The sequence below is a fragment of the Pseudomonas sp. Irchel s3b5 genome, assembly GCF_900187435.1.
Lineage (GTDB): Bacteria > Pseudomonadota > Gammaproteobacteria > Pseudomonadales > Pseudomonadaceae > Aquipseudomonas.
The window spans coordinates 59,559-79,087 of sequence record NZ_FYDY01000011.1 but is presented as its reverse complement, the minus strand read 5'-3'; the positions used below and the strand labels follow the sequence as shown (position 1 = coordinate 79,087).

The 19,529-nt window shown below is 61.0% G+C and carries 20 protein-coding genes; all 20 read left to right on the top strand.

The genetic code is table 11. The features are described 5' to 3' along the window. Window positions 1-9 precede the first annotated feature (9 nt). A complete protein-coding gene (gene cbiE / locus CKW15_RS14435; RefSeq protein WP_095152293.1) occupies window positions 10-1,221 on the top strand; it encodes a precorrin-6y C5,15-methyltransferase (decarboxylating) subunit CbiE in 1,212 nt (403 codons plus the stop codon). Then, window positions 1,214-2,311 carry a cobalt-precorrin-5B (C(1))-methyltransferase gene (locus tag CKW15_RS14430; protein WP_095152292.1) on the top strand — a complete coding sequence of 366 codons (1,098 nt, stop codon included), beginning with the start codon at window positions 1,214-1,216 and terminating at the stop codon, window positions 2,309-2,311. Before cbiE ends, CKW15_RS14430 begins: the two co-directional genes overlap by 8 nt. Continuing rightward, window positions 2,308-3,036: a cobalt-precorrin-6A reductase gene (locus CKW15_RS14425; protein WP_095152291.1), complete on the top strand. Its 729-nt coding sequence runs from the start codon at window positions 2,308-2,310 to the stop codon at window positions 3,034-3,036. Before CKW15_RS14430 ends, CKW15_RS14425 begins: the two co-directional genes overlap by 4 nt. Window positions 3,037-3,322: 286 nt before the next feature. Continuing rightward, window positions 3,323-3,613, top strand: a complete 291-nt coding sequence (locus CKW15_RS14420) for an addiction module antidote protein (protein WP_095056297.1) — start codon at window positions 3,323-3,325, stop codon at window positions 3,611-3,613. A gap of 97 nt (window positions 3,614-3,710) precedes the next feature. After that, complete coding sequence (locus tag CKW15_RS14415) at window positions 3,711-4,109, top strand: DUF2946 domain-containing protein (protein ID WP_095056298.1); 399 nt, start codon at window positions 3,711-3,713, stop codon at window positions 4,107-4,109. Between the two features lie 48 nt (window positions 4,110-4,157). Next, window positions 4,158-4,637: a copper chaperone PCu(A)C gene (locus tag CKW15_RS14410; RefSeq protein WP_095056299.1), complete on the top strand. Its 480-nt coding sequence runs from the start codon at window positions 4,158-4,160 to the stop codon at window positions 4,635-4,637. A 20-nt stretch (window positions 4,638-4,657) separates the two neighbouring features. After that, on the top strand, window positions 4,658-5,104 hold the full coding sequence (locus CKW15_RS14405) for a DUF2946 domain-containing protein (RefSeq protein WP_095152290.1): 447 nt from the start codon (window positions 4,658-4,660) through the stop codon (window positions 5,102-5,104). Window positions 5,105-5,202: 98 nt separating this feature from the next. Next, window positions 5,203-7,320 (top strand): TonB-dependent copper receptor, encoded by a 2,118-nt coding sequence (locus CKW15_RS14400; protein ID WP_095152289.1) that lies wholly within the window; start codon window positions 5,203-5,205, stop codon window positions 7,318-7,320. 109 nt (window positions 7,321-7,429) lie between these two features. Further along, on the top strand, window positions 7,430-8,809 hold the full coding sequence (locus CKW15_RS14395; protein WP_095056302.1) for a PepSY domain-containing protein: 1,380 nt from the start codon (window positions 7,430-7,432) through the stop codon (window positions 8,807-8,809). A gap of 339 nt (window positions 8,810-9,148) precedes the next feature. Next, the gene (gene urtA / locus CKW15_RS14390; RefSeq protein ID WP_095056303.1) at window positions 9,149-10,414 is read left to right on the top strand and encodes an urea ABC transporter substrate-binding protein; all 1,266 of its coding nucleotides are present in this window, start codon (window positions 9,149-9,151) and stop codon (window positions 10,412-10,414) included. A 166-nt stretch (window positions 10,415-10,580) separates the two neighbouring features. Beyond that, complete coding sequence (urtB, locus tag CKW15_RS14385; protein WP_095152288.1) at window positions 10,581-12,083, top strand: urea ABC transporter permease subunit UrtB; 1,503 nt, start codon at window positions 10,581-10,583, stop codon at window positions 12,081-12,083. Then, on the top strand, window positions 12,083-13,162 hold the full coding sequence (gene urtC, locus CKW15_RS14380) for an urea ABC transporter permease subunit UrtC (RefSeq protein ID WP_095152287.1): 1,080 nt from the start codon (window positions 12,083-12,085) through the stop codon (window positions 13,160-13,162). Before urtB ends, urtC begins: the two co-directional genes overlap by 1 nt. Continuing rightward, window positions 13,159-14,031, top strand: coding sequence for an urea ABC transporter ATP-binding protein UrtD (gene urtD, locus CKW15_RS14375; RefSeq protein WP_095152286.1), 873 nt, complete (start codon window positions 13,159-13,161; stop codon window positions 14,029-14,031). The genes urtC and urtD overlap by 4 nt, the downstream gene beginning before the upstream one ends. A gap of 132 nt (window positions 14,032-14,163) precedes the next feature. After that, entirely contained in the window at window positions 14,164-14,862 is a 699-nt protein-coding gene (gene urtE / locus CKW15_RS14370; protein WP_095056307.1) for an urea ABC transporter ATP-binding subunit UrtE, read from the top strand. A 161-nt stretch (window positions 14,863-15,023) separates the two neighbouring features. Next, entirely contained in the window at window positions 15,024-15,863 is an 840-nt protein-coding gene (locus tag CKW15_RS14365) for an urease accessory protein UreD (protein WP_095152285.1), read from the top strand. A 45-nt stretch (window positions 15,864-15,908) separates the two neighbouring features. After that, window positions 15,909-16,211: an urease subunit gamma gene (gene ureA, locus CKW15_RS14360; RefSeq protein ID WP_095152284.1), complete on the top strand. Its 303-nt coding sequence runs from the start codon at window positions 15,909-15,911 to the stop codon at window positions 16,209-16,211. 9 nt (window positions 16,212-16,220) lie between these two features. Beyond that, window positions 16,221-16,754 carry a GNAT family N-acetyltransferase gene (locus CKW15_RS14355; RefSeq protein ID WP_095152283.1) on the top strand — a complete coding sequence of 178 codons (534 nt, stop codon included), beginning with the start codon at window positions 16,221-16,223 and terminating at the stop codon, window positions 16,752-16,754. Between the two features lie 6 nt (window positions 16,755-16,760). Next, window positions 16,761-17,294 carry a GNAT family N-acetyltransferase gene (locus CKW15_RS14350; RefSeq protein WP_095152282.1) on the top strand — a complete coding sequence of 178 codons (534 nt, stop codon included), beginning with the start codon at window positions 16,761-16,763 and terminating at the stop codon, window positions 17,292-17,294. Continuing rightward, complete coding sequence (locus tag CKW15_RS14345; RefSeq protein WP_095056312.1) at window positions 17,294-17,599, top strand: urease subunit beta; 306 nt, start codon at window positions 17,294-17,296, stop codon at window positions 17,597-17,599. The genes CKW15_RS14350 and CKW15_RS14345 overlap by 1 nt, the downstream gene beginning before the upstream one ends. A 167-nt stretch (window positions 17,600-17,766) precedes the next feature. After that, the gene (ureC, locus tag CKW15_RS14340; RefSeq protein WP_095152281.1) at window positions 17,767-19,467 is read left to right on the top strand and encodes an urease subunit alpha; all 1,701 of its coding nucleotides are present in this window, start codon (window positions 17,767-17,769) and stop codon (window positions 19,465-19,467) included. The last annotated feature ends 62 nt before the right edge of the window (window positions 19,468-19,529 follow it).

Below are 19,529 nucleotides of genomic sequence, written 5' to 3'. Positions count from 1 at the left end.
AGAATATCCATGACGCGCTGGTTGACCGTGACAGGCATTGGTGAGGACGGCTTCAAAGGTTTGGGCAGAAATGCCCGGCATGCGTTGCTGGCCGCGTCGAAGGTCTTCGGCAGCCAGCGCCAATTGGACCTGCTACCGCCCTGCATTCGCGGTGAACGCCAATGCTGGCCGATCCCATTCTCCCTCGATGCGCTGCTGGCCATGCGCGGTGAGCCGGTCTGCGTGCTCGCCAGTGGCGATCCGATGTTTTTCGGTGTCGGCGCCAGCCTCGCCCGGCAGCTGCCCAACGATGAAATGCTGATACTGCCAGCGCCTTCGTCATGCTCTCTGGCCGCCGCACGAATGGGCTGGCCGTTACAGGAAGTGGTCACCCTATCCGTGGTCGCCCGCCCAATCGCGGCGCTTAATGCGCAGCTCTTCAGCGGCATTCGCCTGCTGGTTCTCAGCAACGACGGCAAAACCCCGTCTCTGATTGCCGAATTGCTGCGCGAGCGCGGATTCGGGCCGAGTCGCCTGAGTGTGTTGGAACATTTGGGCGGTGAAACCGAACGACGCATCGACGGTGTCGCCAACGACTGGACCGATCCCGCCATCGCCGACCTGAACCTGATCGCCATCGACTGCATCGCCGAACCGAACACGCCGCGCCTGTCGCGACTGGCTGGGCTGCCGGACTCGGCCTTCCAGCACGACGGCCAACTGACCAAGCGCGATGTACGTGCGATCACGCTCGCGCGCCTGGCCCCGGTCCCCGGTGAACTGCTGTGGGATGTCGGTGCAGGCTGCGGCTCGATCGGCATCGAATGGATGCGCGCCCACCCCAGTTGTCGTGCGATTGCGATCGAAGCCGATGACGGCCGGCAAACACTGATCGAGCACAACCGCGATGCGCTCGGCGTTCCAGGTTTGCAGCTGGTTCGCGGCAGCGCTCCGCAAGCGCTGACCGGGCTGGAGCGGCCCGACGCCATTTTCATCGGTGGCGGGGTCACTCGCGAGGGCATGCTCGAACAGTGCTGGAGCGCACTCAAACCTGGCGGCCGATTGATCGCCAACGCCGTCACCCTGCAAAGTGAAATGACCCTGATGAACTGGCGCGAACGGTATGGCGGTGAGCTGACGCGCATCCATATCGCCCAGGCACAACCACTGGGAGACTTCGACACCTGGCGTCAGGCCTTGCCGATTACCCTGCTGGACGTGACGAAGCCTTTCGATGCGTGATGAAACCGCCGAACAACCGGCGCCCCTGCGCAGTGGCCTGACCACCGGCAGCTGCGCCACCGCCACCAGCCTCGCCGCTGCACGACTGTTGCTCGGCGGCCTGTCTGCCGACGCGGTCGAAATCATTCTGCCCAAGGGCAAACAGGTGCAGATGCGCCTGGAATTCTGCCGCCTGACCGAACACGGCGCGGAGGCGGGAACCATCAAGGACGCCGGTGACGATCCGGACGTGACCCACGGCGCACTGCTCTTCTGCGAGGTTCGGTTGAGCGCCGAGCCGGGCGTTCGCTTCATCGCTGGTCGCGGTGTCGGCACGGTTACCCGGCCGGGTCTGGTGCTGGGTGTCGGTGAACCGGCGATCAACCCGGTGCCACGCAAAATGATCGGTGATCATCTGGCGCGGCTGGCTGACGAATTCAGTTATGGCGGCGGTTTTGACGTCACGATCAACGTCGAGGACGGCGAGGTCCTGGCGTTGAAAACCATGAACCCCCGCCTGGGGATTCTGGGCGGTCTGTCGATCCTGGGCACCAGTGGCATCGTTCGGCCGTTCTCCTGTGCGGCCTACATCGCCTCGATCCATCAAGGCATCGATGTCGCCAAGACCAACGGTTACCTGCACATCGCCGCCTGCACCGGCAACGCCAGCGAAGACACCATGCGCAGGGTCTACAACTTGCCGGAGATCGCCCTGATCGAAATGGGCGACTTCGTCGGCGCCGTGCTCAAGCACCTGCGCAAAGTGCCTGTGGATAAACTCAGCCTTTGCGGCGGCTTCGGCAAGATCAGCAAACTGGCCGCCGGACACATGGATTTGCACAGCCGCCACTCGAGCATCGATCTGCCGCAACTGGCCGAATGGGCGGCTGCAATCGGTGCCGATACGGCTTTGCAGCACAGCATTCGCGAGGCCAATACCAGTCAACAAGCCTTGGCCATGGCCAGCGCCGCCGGGGTCGCCCTCGGTGATGAGGTGTGCCGACACGCCCTGAACTTCGCCCGCAGCGTCGTGCCGGCACAGGTTCAGGTCGAGGTGTTTGCCATCGACCGTCAGGGTGGGATCGTCGGTCATGCTGGAGCGTTTGAATGAAACGAATCCTGCTGCTCGGCGGTGTGACCGAAGCCTTGGCCATCGCCCGCACACTGGGGCCACAACACATCTATAGCCTGGCCGGTATCGGTCGGGTGCCGACAGATCTGCGGTGCCAGGTTCGTGTCGGCGGTTTTGGCGGCGCGGAAGGCCTGGCGCAATACATCCGCGAGCAAGGCGTCGATCTCCTCCTCGACGCCACCCATCCTTACGCCGCCCAGATCAGCCAGAACGTCGCGACCGCCGCCCGCTTGAGCGGCATTGCCTGTTGGGCGCTGCGACGTCCGGCGTGGCAACCACAACCTGGCGATGACTGGCGGGAAGTCAGCGACTGGGCCGAACTGATCGAAACCCTGAAACCCTTCCGCCGCCCCCTGTTCACCCTCGGCCGCGAGCCGTTGCAACATCTGGACGAAATCCCTGCGGAGCAATTCTGGACCCTGCGCGCACTGGACGTTTACCCGGGCAACGAACGCTGCGAAGTGATCGGTGCACGTGGTCCGTTCCTGATCGACGATGAACGTGCGCTGTTCGAACGGCGCCATATCGACGTGCTGATCAGCAAGAACAGCGGCAGCAGCGCTACTGAACCGAAACTGGAGGTGGCACGGGAGCGCAGGGTACCGGTGATTGTGTTGACGCGGCCGGTGTTGCCGGGGGTTGATAGGGAGTTTGGGTCGGTGGCAGATGTGCTGGAAGCGTTATCAATGCCTGGCATCCGCTAGAGATTGCGAATTTTCTGACAGCACACTCGGAGAAAGCTGGCTGTCCACTCTACAACCGACCCTCTATCGTTCCCGCCTCCCGGGATGGATCAAGCGCTGCCGCCATTCTCGAAAAAATGGCAATCCCCAGAAAACTTGTCGCTTGCCCCTTCGTATCCCATGGAATACGATAAATATTGTCGAATTCGAACGATCCCGAGTATTTGCTCAATGGCTCAATTCACTTAAGGACTCCATCGGCAAAGCAATTCAAATGGCACACAAAATCGGTAGTGAGGAGTAAATCATGGCCGAACAATTTACCCGTTTTGATGCTGCGGAGTTTCTTAAAACACCGCAAGAAATGGCGGCTTATCTGGATGCGTGCTTTGAAGAAGATGCTGGTGACGGCGTATTGATACGCGCAGCACTCAACGATATCGCCCGAGCGAAAGGCATGACGCAAATTGCTCGTGATGCAGGACTTGGTCGCGAAAGCCTATACAAAGCACTGAGCAGTAGTGGCAATCCGGAGTTCGCGACTATCATGAAGGTGATGAAGGCTTTAGGCCTGCGATTACATGCAATCGCTGTCTGATTGCACTGCGACACCAAACCGCACAGCGCTTTTTTACTTATCGGCCCTGATCAGGCTAAATAGCCGCGTCTGATCGCCCACCCACCGGATTTGTCCCATGTCCCGACAACGGCTCGCAATTGCCTGGATCGCCTGCTTCGCAGTGCTGTTCAACATGCTCGCCATGCCGATGACCGGTGCGATGGCGCAGTCGGCGAAAACGCCTGCCGAACAATTGTTGTGGGGCAGTTTCTGCTCTTCCGGCGGCACCAAAATGATGGCGATCTCCCTGGGGGATATCGAACAGAAATCCCCGCAGAACGACGACCACTCCAACATGCAGCATTGCTGGTGTTGCTCCGGCTCCGCGCCGTTGGTGGCGTTGCCAGGCCATCAGCCGCAACTGTATTTCGCGCACTTCGAGTCCAATCGGAGCCTGCCGCCTCCATCCCTGAACACCCCGACACCGCGCCAGCAATGGCCAAGTCTCAATCCCCGCGCATCCCCTCTGGTGTGATTCCTTCTCGCATTCAACCTGCGTTTTGAATCGTTCTGGAGAACTGCCATGCTGAAAAAATTCATCGTTCTGGCCGCATTGCTGCTGCCTGCCTGCTTTGCCAATGCCCACGAATACAAGGTCGGCGCACTGGAAGTCGCACATCCCTGGTCGCAAGAGCTGCCGCCCAATGCGCCGACCGTCGCTGCGTATTTCATCATCCACAACAGCGGCAACTCCGCTGATCGACTGCTCAGCGTCGATTCGCCGATTTCGGGCGAAGCGCAATTGCACGAGCACGTGATGAAAAACGACCTGATGAAAATGCAGCCCGTACCGAGCGTGGACATTCCCGCCGGCGGCAACGTCACCTTCGCCCCCATGGCCTACCACGTCATGCTGGTAAACCTGAAAGACCGCAGCCTGCTCACTGACGGCAAGCGTTTTCCCATGACCCTGCACTTCGAGAAAGCCGGTGATGTAACCGTCGAAGTGGCGGTGCAGAAAAAAGCGCCAGACAGCATGCCGCAGCACGTGCACGCCCAGTAAGCACCTGAGCTGCATTCGCCATGCGCCCGCTTAGCGCCAGGGCATCCAGGTCACACGGTCAGTCATTGAACCTGACACGCGGCAGCTGGATCAGCCTGTTCGCCATGCTGATGATCTTTATCGGTCCACTGATTTCTCAGTCGATGCCGATGGATCAGCGCACCCCGATGTCCATGGAAATGTCGATGGACATGATCATGGACATGTCGGCAATGGAGCACGCCGGGCACGGCGCGCAACCTGCTGCCGAACATTGCCCGCCAGAAGCGGGCCACCATGCGCTGTGGGAAAAGTGCGGCTATTGCAGCCTGCTGTTCAATTGCCCGGCGCTGACCGGTGGCGGTTCATTCGCCACATTCGACATCCCACCCGTCAACACCTTCACCACCCCTTCCCCACGCCTGGGTCATGCCCGGCAAACCTTCTTCCCCGGCGCCCGCACCCGCGCCCCGCCTGTCGTCGCGTAAACACTCAACTCTGATTTCACACGGTCCGCAAGCTCGCTCCTACAGGGATTGTGCAGGTTGTCGGCCGTGTGGTTTACGACTGTTCGATGGAAATTGTCATGTCCAGGTTTTCTGCTGTCCCGTGCTTGAGCACTGCTCAAGCCGCCTTCTCCCTGAGCGAATCCAGCATTCGCTTCAGGCACGCCACCGCGATTCTGTGCGGTGCCTTGCTGGCGCCTTGCGCGCTGGCCGATGAACACGCCGGTCACAGTGAGGAACTGAGCCCGACGGTCATCACCGCCATTGCTCCAAGTTCACCGCTGACCATCGTCACCAACCCCAAAGAACCACGCCAGCCGGTGCCGGCCAGCGACGGTTCTGATTATCTGAAAACCATTCCGGGCTTCGCTCAAGTACGCAACGGCGGCACCAACGGCGATCCGGTATTGCGTGGCATGTTCGGTTCGCGGCTGAACATCCTCACCAACGGCAGCATGCTGCTGGGCGCCTGCCCGGGTCGCATGGACGCGCCAACCTCGTACATCTCACCGGAAACCTACGACAAACTGACCGTGATCAAAGGCCCGCAAACCGTGCTCTGGGGCCCGGGGGCTTCGGCCGGCACGATCCTGTTCGACCGTGAGCCGGAAAGCTTTGGTGAACTCGGCACACGGGTAAACGCCAGTGTGCTGACCGGCTCCAACGGACGTTTCGACAAAGTCGTGGACGCCGCTGCCGGCGGGCCATTGGGTTATGTGCGCGTCATAGGCAACACCGCCCAGGCGGACGACTACCAGGACGGCAATAACGACACCGTGCCGTCGCGCTATGACAAATGGAACGGCGACGTTGCCGTCGGCTGGACGCCGAACGCCGACACGCTGCTGGAACTGACTGCCGGCAAGGGCGATGGCGAGGCCCGATACGCCGGACGCGGCATGGACGGTACGCAGTTCTTGCGCGAGAGCCTTGGCCTGCGTTTCGAACAGTCCAACATCGGCGACGTGCTCGACAAGATCGAAGCGCAGGTCTACTACAACTACGCCGACCACGTGATGGACAACTACACCCTGCGCACGCCGTCCGGCACCGGGATGATGGCCGGCCCCATGGCGTCCAACGTCGACCGTCGGACCCTCGGCGCACGGGTCAAGGCGACATGGCGCTGGGCCGATGTGCAGTTGATCAGCGGCATCGACGCGCAGACCAACGAACATCGCCAACGCAGCGCCATGGGCATCGACACCTACAAGGACGTGCCCTACACCAAGGACGCCGACTTCCATAACTACGGTGTGTTCGGCGAACTGACCTGGTACGCCGCCGACCGTGATCGCTTGATCAGTGGCGCGCGCCTGGACCGTGCTTCGGCCAAGGATTACCGGCAGACCACCGGCTCGGGAATGATGACCCGCCCGAATCCGACCGCCGACGACACCCGCGCCGATACGCTGCCCAGCGGCTTCGTTCGCTACGAGCATGACTTGGCCGACAGCCCGACCACGCTGTACGCGGGCCTCGGTCACACCCAGCGTTTCCCGGATTACTGGGAGTTGTTTTCGCCAAAATCCGGGCCCGCCGGATCGGTGAACGCGTTCGATTCGATCAAGCCTGAAAAAACCACTCAGCTCGACTTCGGCCTGCAATACAAAACCGAAGACCTCGAAGCCTGGGCTTCGGGTTACGTCGGCCAGGTGCGCGATTACATTTTGTTCAACTACACCCCGACAATGATGGGCACAACCTCGCAAGCCGAGAACATCGACGCACGGATCATGGGCGGCGAATTGGGCGCGGCCTACAAGCTGACCGAAAACTGGAAAGCCGACGCGACCCTGGCTTACGCCTGGGGCAAGAACAGCAGCGATGGCAATGCGTTGCCGCAAATGCCGCCGCTGGATGCGCGTTTCGGTCTGACCTACAGCGAAGACAACTGGAGCGCCGGCGCACTGTGGCGAGTGGTCGCCGCGCAAAACCGTATCGACCAGAACAAGGGCAACGTGGTCGGCAAGGACTACGACAAGACACCGGGCTTCGGCGTGTTCTCCCTCAACGGCGCCTATCGGATCAACAAGCACTGGAAGGTCAGCAGCGGCGTGGACAACCTGTTCGGCAAGGCTTACGCCGAACACCTGAACCTGGCCGGCAACGCCGGGTTCGGCTACCCCGCCAACGACCCGCAAGCCATCAAGGAACCGGGGCGAACGCTCTGGACCAAGGTGGACATGAGCTTCTGACAACAGCGCAGGCAAGCCGCTCTTTTGTAGGAGCGAGCTTGCTCGCGATCGGTTGCGCAGCAACCGCAAAACAAACAACTAAAAGATCCAGCCACGCGGAGCACACGCGATGAAACAGCCCAAAGTGAATTTCTACAACCTGGCCTGGCGTTGGCATTTCTATGCCGGATTATTCGTTGCGCCCTTCATGGTGATGCTGGCCCTGACCGGCACGATCTACCTGTTCAAACCGCAACTCGATTCGTTGATGTACAGCAGCCTGCTCAACGTCCCGGCCGGCCATCACACGGTCTCGGCCGACGACTTGCTCAAGCGCGTGAAAGACGCCTATCCACAGGCGACCATCAAGCAATACCTGCCACCGGTCAGCGCCGAGCGCAGCGCGCAGTTTGTGGTGCTCAATGGCGGCAACGAGCTGAATGTGTTCGTCGATCCGTACCACGGCGACATCCTCGGTGAACAGGATGCCAAGCAGAACCTGCAAGCCATCGCCCGGGCGATACACGGTGAGCTGATGATCGGCACCGTCGGCGACCGTCTGATCGAACTGGCCGCTGGCTGGGGCGTGGTGCTGGTGGTTTCCGGGGTGTTTCTGTGGTGGCCGCGCGGTCAGGCGGCGGGCATTCTGTGGCCACGTTTGAACAGTCGAGGCCGCGTTTTGTGGCGCGATCTGCACGCGGTCACCGGGTTCTGGGGCGCGTCCTTGCTGCTGGTGATGCTGCTCAGCGGCATGACCTGGACCGGGTTCTGGGGAAAGCAATACGCGGCGGTGTGGAACGTGTTCCCCGCAGCGATGTGGGATGACGTGCCGAAGTCCGACGTCGAAGCGCGCAGCCTCAACAGCGCCACCCGCCAGACCGTGCCGTGGGCCATGGAAAACACGCCGATGCCAATGTCCGGTGACCATGCCGAACACATGGCCCACGGTGGTGCACAGGCCAGTCCGGCCGCGCCGACCATCAGTTTGCAAGATGTGCAGAACATCGCCGTGCAGCGCAAGGTCGAACCCGGTTACAGCATCACCTTCCCGACCACCGCCACGGGTGTCTTCACCATCGCCGTGTTCGCCGACGACCCTCGCAACGACGCCACGCTGCACGTCGACCAGTACACCGGCGACGTCCTCGCCGATGTGCGTTTCGAGCAATACGGCACTGTCGCCCGCGCCACGGAAATCGGCGTGATGCTGCACGAAGGCAAGATGTTCGGGGTGGTCAACCAGATCATCGTGCTGATCATCTGCCTGATGATCCTGCTCAGCGCCGTCAGCGGCGTGGTGATCTGGTGGAAGCGTCGCCCGCAAGGCAAATTGGGCGTACCGCCGCTGCGCCACGACCTGCCGAAATGGAAAACCGCGATGGTCATCATGTTCGCGTTGGCGGTGGCCTTCCCGTTGGTGGGTGCTTCGCTGGTGGTCGTCTGGGTGCTTGATCGTGTGCTGCTGTCGCGCTTCACCCGGCAGTCAGAGAGTGCCTCATCATCCTCATAAGTCTGGTGCGCTGCCTGTAGGCACCCGACCGCCACATTCCCTGTAGGAGCTGTCGAGCGAAGCGAGGCTGCGATCTTTTTGCAGATCAAGGTCAAAAGATCACAGCCTCGCTTCGCTCGACAGCTCCTACCCATTGCGAACTTGTCCGTGCGCCAATCTGGCGCAGCACAACGCACCAATGCGCCAGACCCGATCCTTCATGGTGCGATGCAAAATCGCGCAACCCCTCTAGCACGACATTTTCATGCCTTTCTCCGACCGGGCACAACCCTTGCTATAGACCCTTCAGTAGTCCGCATCTGCCACCCAGAAAATTCATAAGTTCATGGAGATCGCACAATGAAGCGTCGCAGCTTGATCAAGGCTTTCACACTCACGGCATCCATTGCCGCGATGGGTATGACCTGGACCGTCCAGGCCGCAGAGACCATCAAGGTCGGCATTCTGCATTCCCTGTCCGGGACCATGGCGATCTCCGAGACATCGCTCAAGGACATGGCGCTGATGACCATCGACGAGATCAACGCCAAGGGCGGCGTGAACGGCAAGATGCTGGAACCGGTGGTGGTGGACCCTGCATCGAACTGGCCACTGTTCGCCGAGAAGGGCCGTCAGCTGCTGACCCAGGACAAGGTCGCCGTGGTGTTCGGCTGCTGGACCTCCGTGTCGCGCAAATCGGTATTGCCGGTGTTCGAAGAGCTCAATGGCCTGCTGTTCTACCCGGTGCAATACGAAGGCGAAGAGATGTCGCCAAACGTGTTCTACACCGGTGCCGCGCCGAACCAGCAAGCGATTCCCGCCGTTGAATACCTGATGAGCGAAGAAGGCGGCAGCGCCAAGCGCTACTTCCTGCTCGGCACCGACTACGTCTACCCGCGCACCACCAACAAGATTCTGCGTTCGTTCCTGCATTCCAAAGGCGTGGCCGACAAGGACATCGAAGAGGTCTACACCCCGTTCGGCCACAGCGACTATCAAACCATCGTCGCCAACATCAAGAAATTCTCGGCCGGCGGCAAGACAGCCGTTATCTCGACGGTCAACGGCGACTCCAACGTGCCGTTCTACAAAGAACTGGCCAACCAGGGCCTGAAAGCCACCGACGTTCCGGTCGTGGCGTTCTCGGTCGGTGAAGAAGAACTGCGCGGCATCGACACCAAACCGTTGGTGGGCAACCTCGCAGCGTGGAACTACTTCGAGTCGGTGGAGAACCCGGCGAACAAGAAATTCGTCGCCGACTGGAAAGCCTACGCCAAGAAACACAACCTGCCGGGTGCTGACAAAGCGGTGACCAACGACCCGATGGAGGCCACTTATGTCGGCATCCATATGTGGGCGCAGGCTGCTGAAAAAGCCAAGTCCACCGACGTCGACAAAGTCCGCGAAGCCCTCGCCGGCCAGACCTTTGCCGCACCGTCCGGCTACACCCTGACCATGGACAAGACCAACCACCACCTGCACAAGCCGGTGATGATCGGCGAGATCCAGGCCGACGGTCAGTTCAACGTGGTGTGGCAGACCGATGGGCCAATCCGCGCCCAGCCGTGGAGCCCGTTCATTCAGGGCAACGACAAGAAGCCGGACTATGCGATGAAGAGCAACTAAAGCCACTGGATGCCGGGCCCGAGCTTTGAGCTCGGGTCTGACACAACACCTGTAGGAGCTGGCTTGCCAGCGATGCAGACGACTCGGTCGTATTTGATGCTCCGAGGTGATGCCATCGCTGGCAAGCCAGCTCCTACAGGGTCCGTGCATGACCAGGACGTTCGACATGCCCACCGCCCTTTATCGCTTGATCCTCGCCATTGCGCTCTTGTTGCCAATGGCCACTCACGCCGGCGACGCCGAAGACTTCATCGCCGCCAATCCCGTACAGCAAGCCAAGCTGCTGGAAGCCTGGGCCGCGCAGCCAGATCCAGCCCGCATCGAACTGATCAACGCCCTGCAACAAGGCGAATTGACCGTCGACGGCCAGCCAAAAACCTTGCGCCTGAACAACCGCCTGCGCGGTCTGATCGACACCGCCCTGGCCAGTCACCAGTTGCTCGCCGCCGACGCCAAAATCCGCCTGAGCGCCGCGCAACAATTGCAGAAAAGCGCCAAACCGGCGCAACTGAAATTCCTCGACCGGCAACTGGCGGGCGAACAGGACGAAGGCGTTCACAGCGCCCTGAGCCTTGCCCTGGCCAATCTGCAATTGGTCGACAGCGATCCCGCCGTGCGCCTCGCCGCCGTGCGCTTGCTCGGTGAAACCGGCGACCCGCTGGCCCGCACCCGCCTCGAAGGCTTGCTCGAACCCGGCGTTGAAACCGACGCCACCGTGCATACCGCCGCCGAAACCAGCCTCGCTCAAGTCAAACGCAAACTGCTGATCGGCGAACTCTTGGGTCAGGCCTTCAGTGGTATGTCGCTGGGCTCGATTTTGCTGCTCGCCGCATTGGGACTGGCGATCACCTTCGGCCTGCTCGGCGTGATCAACATGGCCCACGGCGAAATGCTGATGCTCGGCGCCTACTCTACCTATGTCGTGCAGTTGATGTTCCAGCGCTACGCACCGCAGGCCATCGAGTTCTATCCATTGATTGCGTTGCCGGTGGCGTTTTTCGTCACCGCCGCCATCGGCATGGCGCTGGAGCGCACGGTGATTCGCCACCTCTACGGCCGTCCGCTGGAAACCCTGCTCGCCACCTGGGGCATCAGCCTGATGCTGATTCAACTGGTGCGTCTGGTGTTCGGTGCGCAAAACGTCGAAGTGGCCAACCCGGCGTGGTTGTCGGGTGGGATTCAGGTGCTGCCGAACCTGGTGTTGCCGTACAACCGCATCGTCATCATCGCCTTCGCCTTGTCCGTGGTGGTGCTGACCTGGCTTCTGTTGAACAAGACACGCCTGGGCCTGAACGTGCGCGCTGTCACGCAGAACCGCAACATGGCGGCCTGCTGCGGCGTGCCCACCGGACGCGTGGACATGCTCGCCTTCGGCCTCGGCTCGGGCATCGCCGGCCTCGGCGGTGTGGCGCTGAGCCAGATCGGCAACGTCGGCCCGGACCTCGGCCAGAGCTACATCATCGACTCGTTCCTGGTGGTGGTGCTCGGCGGTGTCGGGCAGTTGGCCGGTAGCGTGTTCGCCGCGTTCGGTCTCGGGATTGCCAACAAGATTCTCGAACCGCAGATCGGTGCCGTGCTCGGCAAGATCCTCATCCTCGCGCTGATCATTCTGTTCATCCAGAAACGTCCGCAAGGCCTCTTCGCATTGAAAGGACGGGTGATCGACTGATGAACCAGCCCCTGCTCGTTACCGCGACCCAAAAAGCCGGACCTAAAGTCTCGATTACCGTCGGTGTGGTGATCCTCGTTCTGCTGTTGGCATTGCCGCTGCTGTCGTTGCTGTCACCCGACAACGCGCTGCACGTCTCGGCTTACACCCTGACCCTGGTGGGCAAGATCCTTTGCTACGCCATCGTCGCCCTGGCGCTGGATCTGGTCTGGGGTTACGCCGGATTGCTGTCCCTCGGTCATGGTCTGTTCTTCGCCCTCGGCGGTTATGCGATGGGCATGTACCTGATGCGCCAGGCCTCGGGCGACGGCTTGCCGGCGTTCATGACGTTCCTGTCGTGGACTGAATTGCCGTGGTTCTGGACCGGCACCAGCAGCTTTCTCTGGACCCTGTGCCTGGTGGTCTTGGCGCCGGGATTGCTGGCGCTGGTGTTCGGTTTTTTCGCCTTCCGTTCGCGAATCAAGGGCGTGTATTTCTCGATCATGACCCAGGCCCTGACCTTCGCCGGCATGCTGTTGTTTTTCCGCAACGAGACCGGTTTCGGCGGCAACAACGGCTTCACCAATTTCCGCACGATTCTCGGCTTCGGCATCACTGAACCGGGCACTCGTGCCGTGCTGTTTTTTTGCACGGTGCTGCTGTTGGTGGCGAGCCTGTACATCGGTTGGCGTCTGGCGCAAAGCAAGTTCGGCCGGGTCCTGACCGCGCTGCGCGATGCGGAAAACCGCCTGATGTTCTGCGGCTATGACCCGCGCGGTTTCAAGCTGTTTGTCTGGGTGTTGAGCGCGGTGTTGTGCGGCCTGGCGGGGGCGTTGTACGTGCCTCAGGTCGGCATCATCAACCCGAGCGAAATGTCGCCGACCAACTCGATTGAAGCGGCGGTGTGGGTCGCACTCGGTGGACGCGGCACTTTGATCGGCCCTTTGCTCGGCGCCGGTGTGGTCAACGGCATGAAGAGCTGGTTCACCGTGGCATTTCCCGAGTACTGGCTGTTCTTTCTCGGTGCGCTGTTCATCGTCGTGACCCTGTACCTGCCCAAAGGCGTGATCGGTTTGCTGAAGAAAAGAGGTGAACAATGAGAGTCACGGCAACGGCTGAATTCATGCTCGAACCGGCGTTCTTTCCACCACTGGAACCCAACCGCGATGCCGGCACCAGCCGCGACGCCCTCGGGCTCGGTCAACGTGTCGGTCCCGGACTGAACACCCGTCACGGCACGATCCTGACCCTGGAAGACATCAGCGTCAGCTTCGACGGTTTTCGTGCACTGAACAATCTGAACCTGTACATCGGCGTCGGCGAGTTGCGCTGCATCATCGGCCCCAACGGCGCGGGCAAGACCACGCTGATGGACGTGATCACCGGCAAGACCCGGCCCAGTCACGGCAAGGCCTGGTTCGGCGAAACCCTGGACCTGACGCAAATGAGTGAAGTGCAGATCGCCCAGGCGGGCATCGGTCGCAAGTTCCAGAAACCGACGGTGTTCGAAGCCTTGAGCGTGTTCGAGAATCTTGAGCTGGCGCAGAAAACCGACAAATCGGTATGGGCCAGTTTGCACGCTCGTCTGAATGGCGAACAAAAAGACCGCATCGCCGAAGTACTGGAGACCATTCGCCTGACCACGTCGGTCAATCGCCCCGCCGGCTTGCTGTCCCACGGTCAGAAGCAATTTCTTGAGATTGGCATGTTGCTGATGCAAGACCCGCAACTGCTGCTGCTCGACGAGCCGGTGGCGGGCATGACCGACGCCGAAACCGAATTCACCGCCGAGCTGTTCAAGCGCCTGGCAGGCAAGCATTCGCTGATGGTGGTGGAGCACGACATGGGCTTCGTCGGCTCGATTGCCGATCACGTCACCGTGTTGCATCAGGGCAGCGTGCTGGCCGAAGGGTCGCTGGAGCAGGTGCAGGAAAACGAGCGCGTCATCGAGGTCTACCTCGGTCGCTGAAGTTTTCGAATACAAAACCTGTAGGAGCTGGCTTGCCAGCGATAGCGATGGAACTGCCGACATTGATGTTGAATGTCATGGCCTCATCGCTGGCAAGCCAGCTCCTACAGGGGATTTGAGGAGAACGTGAGAATGCTGCAAGTCGAAAAACTGCACCAGTACTACGGCGGAAGCCACATCCTGCGCGGCCTGTCGTTTGACGTGAAGGTCGGCGAAGTCACCTGCCTGCTCGGCCGTAACGGCGTGGGCAAGACCACCCTGCTCAAATGCCTGATGGGCCTGCTACCGGCCAAGGAAGGTTCCGTGAACTGGGAAGGCAAACCGATCACCACGTTCAAACCGCACCAGCGCGTACACGCGGGAATCGCCTATGTACCGCAGGGCCGGGAAATCTTCGGTCGCCTCACCGTCGAGGAAAACCTGCTGATGGGCCTGTCGCGCTTCCCCGGCAGCGAAGCCAAAGAAGTCCCGGCGTTCATCTACGAGCTGTTCCCGGTTCTGCTGCAAATGAAAGACCGCCGCGGCGGCGATCTGTCCGGCGGCCAACAACAGCAACTGGCTATCGGCCGCGCCTTGGCCAGCCGCCCTCGCCTGCTGATCCTCGACGAACCCACCGAAGGCATTCAGCCGTCGGTGATAAAGGAAATCGGCGCGGTGATCAAAAAACTCGCGGCCCGGGGCGACATGGCGATTTTGCTGGTGGAGCAATTCTACGATTTCGCCGCCGAACTGGCTGACCACTACGTGGTGATGTCCCGGGGTGAGATCGTGCAACAAGGCCGTGGCGAAAACATGGAGGCCGAGGGTGTGCGCGGGCTGGTAACGATCTGATCTTCGCCGGTTCAAAGAAGCATGAAGCACCAATATGTTGCGTCTTTATCCATGCGACGCCTCCTGTTGGTGCGCGACGACGATCATTAGCGACCTCCTGCCTGCAATCCCCCCGGCACAGCCTTTGCAGAGACCTGCTTACCTCACAGTAAGCACCGACTATGACTCTTCCAGCTTCCGGCGTTTTGTTCACACCCAGTTGGCACGCCGAACTGGAGCTGGGTTATGCCCGATTCGGTGCCAGCACCCGCCCGGTTCTGCGTCGTCATCAAGGCCCGCTGCGGGTGCAGAAGCATCTGTATGCCGAAGGGCCTGAAGTCTGCCAGCACATCATCGTCCATCCGCCCGGTGGCATTGCCGGAGGTGATCGGCTGGACATCTCGGCCAGCGTTGGCACCGACGCCTGGGCGCAGATCACCAGCCCCGGCGCAGCCAAGTGGTATCGCGCGGCCGGTGCCGCTTATCAGCAGTTGACGTTGCAGGTGGCGGCCGGTGCGACGCTGGAGTGGGTGCCGCAAGAGACGATCATCTTCAGCGCCGCCCAGGCAGAACTGAGCACCCGCATCGACCTTGAAGGCGATGCGCGGCTGTTCTACTGGGACGTTGTTGCGCTGGGCCGACCGGCCAGTGGCGAGCGCTTCGACCTTGGGCACTTCCAGGCGCAACTCGATATCCGCCGTGACGGCCAGTTGCTCTGGCACGAACGCCAGCGCATTGTCGGGAATGACGGTTTGCTCGATTCGCCGATTGGCCTGGACGGGCAGCCCGTGTTCGCGACCTTGCTGGTGACGGGTGAAGTCGATGGCGATTTGCTGGAGACCTGCCGTTCACTGCCCAACGACGTGCGCGGGGACCTGACGCAATTGCCGGGGTTACTGGTTGCACGGTGCCTGGCCAGTGAAGCGTTGTTGGCGCGGGGATGGCTGATTGATTTGTGGAAGTTGCTGCGCCCGGCATTGCTTGGTCGCGAAGCCATACCACCCAGAATATGGAACACCTGAACACCGATCGCACGATATTCATTCTGCCAAAAATGGACTCCAACGATGGACCTGACCCCACGCGAAAAAGACAAGCTGCTGATCTTCACCGCAGGCCTGGTGGCCGAGCGGCGTTTGGCGCGCGGTGTGAAACTCAACTACCCGGAAGCCATGGCCTACATCTCCGCCGCGCTGCTCGAAGAAGCGCGTGACGGCCGTACCGTCGCCGAGCTGATGCATTTCGGCACCACCCTGCTGACCCGCGAACAAGTGATGGAGGGCATCCCGGAAATGATCCCCGAGATTCAGGTCGAAGCCACCTTCCCCGACGGCACCAAACTGGTCACCGTCCACCAACCCATCGCCTGAGGTCGCGCCATGACTTACTCCATCCGCGATGCCGAGCACGCCGACCTCCCGGCAATCCGCGACATCTACAACGACGCCGTGCTCAACACCACCGCGATCTGGAATGAACAAGCCGTCGACCTGAACAACCGTCAAGCCTGGTTCAGCGCCCGGCAAACCCAGGGCTATCCGATTCTGGTCGTCGTCGATGCAGACAATAACGTGCTCGGTTATGCCTCGTTCGGCGACTGGCGCCCGTTCGACGGTTTCCGTCACACCGTCGAGCACTCGGTTTACGTGCGCAGCGACCAGCGCGGTAACGGCCTCGGCCCGAAACTGATGGACGTGCTGATCGAGCGCGCCAAAGGCTGCGACAAACACGTGATGGTCGCGGCCATCGAAAGCGGCAACACCGCGTCCATTCGCTTGCATGAGCGTGCCGGTTTCGTGATCACCGGACAAATGCCGCAAGTGGGCACCAAATTCGGTCGCTGGCTGGACCTGACCTTCATGCAATTGACCCTCAATCCTGGCGCGCTGCCGCCCAGCATCAACAAGGAGTAAGGCCCGATGAACGCTGCCCAACTGCGACGCGTCAACGTTGAAAGCTTTGCGCATTATCGTCAGGGCCTGATCGACTTATTGCTCGATGCCGTCGGTTACGGCGCCAGCGTCGGCTTTATGGCTGACCTGGATGCGATGCAGGCCCACGCCTATTTCGACGAGGTCCAGGACAACCTCAACAAGGGCAATGTGCTGCTGTGGGTGGTGGTCAAGGACGAACAGGTGCAGGCCAGCGTGCAATTGGGTTTGTGCCAGAAAGCCAATGGCCTGAACCGCGCCGAAGTGCAGAAACTGCTGGTGCGCGAGCATGCACGGCGTCGCGGTCTGGGCCAGCAATTGATGGCAGCTCTGGAACAAGCGGCCCTGCAACACAAACGTGGCTTGCTCTACCTCGACACCGAGGCAGGCTCGCCCGCCGAGGATTTCTACAAGGCCTTGGGCTACACCCGCGCCGGGGAAATTCCCGACTACGCCTGCGACCCGAATGGCTGCTACAAGCCGACCGCCCTCTACTACAAGATTCTCCAAGGAGCCCATTGATGATTCCCGGTGAATACCAGATCCAGAGCGGCGAGATCGAACTCAACGTCGGCCGCCGCACCCTCAGCCTGAAAGTGGCCAACAGCGGCGACCGGCCGATCCAGGTGGGCTCGCACTACCACTTTTTTGAAACCAACGATGCGCTGACGTTCGACCGCGCCGCCAGTCGCGGCATGCGCTTGAACATCCCTGCGGGAACCGCCGTGCGGTTTGAGCCGGGGCAGAGTCGCGAGGTCGAGTTGGTGGATTTGGCGGGGCATCGTCGGGTGTTCGGTTTTGCCGGCAGGATCATGGGTGATCTCTAAGCCATGCCGCGCCAGTACCGGCCCCTTCGCCAGCAAGCCGGCTCCTACAGGGAATCGTATTCCAACACCGCTTTTGCGATGACCTGTAGGAGCTGCCGAGCGCAGCGAGGCTGCGATAGCGAGCAACGCGAGCGGTTTGAATTTCAATTAAATCCCAAGGCATGCGCATGAAAATCTCAAGACAAGCCTACGCCGACATGTTCGGTCCCACCGTCGGTGACAAGGTGCGCCTGGCCGACACCGAGCTGTGGATCGAAGTCGAAAAGGACTTCACCACCTACGGCGAAGAAGTGAAATTCGGCGGCGGCAAAGTGATCCGCGACGGTCAGGGCCAAAGCCAACTGCTGGCCGCCGAAGTCGTCGACACGGTGATTACCAACGCACTGATCATCGACCACTGGGGCATCGTCAAAGCCGACGTTGGCCTCAAGGACGGCCGCATCGCTGCGATTGGCAAGGCCGGCAACCCGGACATCCAGCCCAACGTCAACATCGCCATCGGCGCCAGCACCGAAGTGATCGCCGGTGAAGGCATGATCCTCACCGCCGGCGGCATCGACACGCACATTCACTTCATCTGCCCGCAACAGATCGAAGAAGCGCTGATGAGCGGCGTCACCACCATGATCGGCGGTGGCACCGGCCCTGCCACCGGCACCAACGCCACGACCTGCACGTCCGGACCGTGGCATCTGGCGCGCATGCTCCAGGCCGCCGACGCGTTCCCGATGAACATCGGCCTCACCGGCAAAGGCAACGCCAGCCTGCCGGAACCGCTCATCGAGCAGGTCAGGGCCGGTGCCATCGGTCTCAAGCTGCACGAAGATTGGGGCACCACGCCGGCGAGCATCGACAACTGCCTGACGGTGGCTGATCAGTTCGACGTACAAGTCGCGATCCACACCGACACCCTTAACGAGTCCGGTTTCGTCGAAACCACCCTTGCCGCCTTCAAGGGCCGCACCATCCACACGTACCACACCGAAGGTGCCGGTGGCGGTCACGCGCCGGACATCATCAAGGCTTGCGGCTTTGCCAACGTGCTGCCGAGTTCGACCAACCCGACCCGACCCTTCACCCGCAACACCATCGATGAACACCTCGACATGCTCATGGTCTGCCATCACCTGGACCCGAGCATTGCCGAAGACGTGGCCTTCGCCGAAAGCCGTATCCGTCGCGAAACGATTGCCGCCGAAGACATCCTGCACGACCTCGGCGCGTTCTCGATGATCAGCTCCGACAGCCAGGCCATGGGCCGCGTCGGCGAGGTCATCACACGCACCTGGCAGACCGCCGACAAGATGAAAAAACAGCGCGGTCCGCTGCCGCTGGACGGTGAAGGCAATGACAACTTCCGCGCCAAGCGCTACATCGCCAAATACACCATCAACCCGGCGATCACCCATGGCATCAGCCATGAAGTGGGCTCGGTCGAAGTCGGGAAATGGGCCGATCTGGTGCTCTGGCGTCCGGCATTTTTTGGCGTGAAACCGACGCTGATTCTCAAGGGTGGTGCCATCGCGGCCAGCCTGATGGGCGATGCCAACGCTTCGATCCCGACGCCGCAACCGGTGCATTACCGTCCAATGTTTGCCAGCTTCGGCGGCTCGCTGCACGCCACCAGCATGACCTTCATCAGCCAGGCGGCACAGGAGGCGGGATTACCGGAAGCGTTGGGGCTGAAGAAGAAAATCGCCGTGGTCAAAGGCTGTCGCGATGTGCAGAAAACCGACCTGATTCACAACGATTACCTGCCGAGCATCGACGTTGATCCGCAGACTTACCAGGTCAAGGCTGACGGCGTGTTGTTGTGGTGTGAGCCCGCAGAAACGTTGCCGATGGCGCAGCGTTATTTCCTGTTTTAAGCAGGATTGCGCGCAGAAAAAGCCCCGATGACACATCACTGTCATCGGGGCCAGGTTCAAGC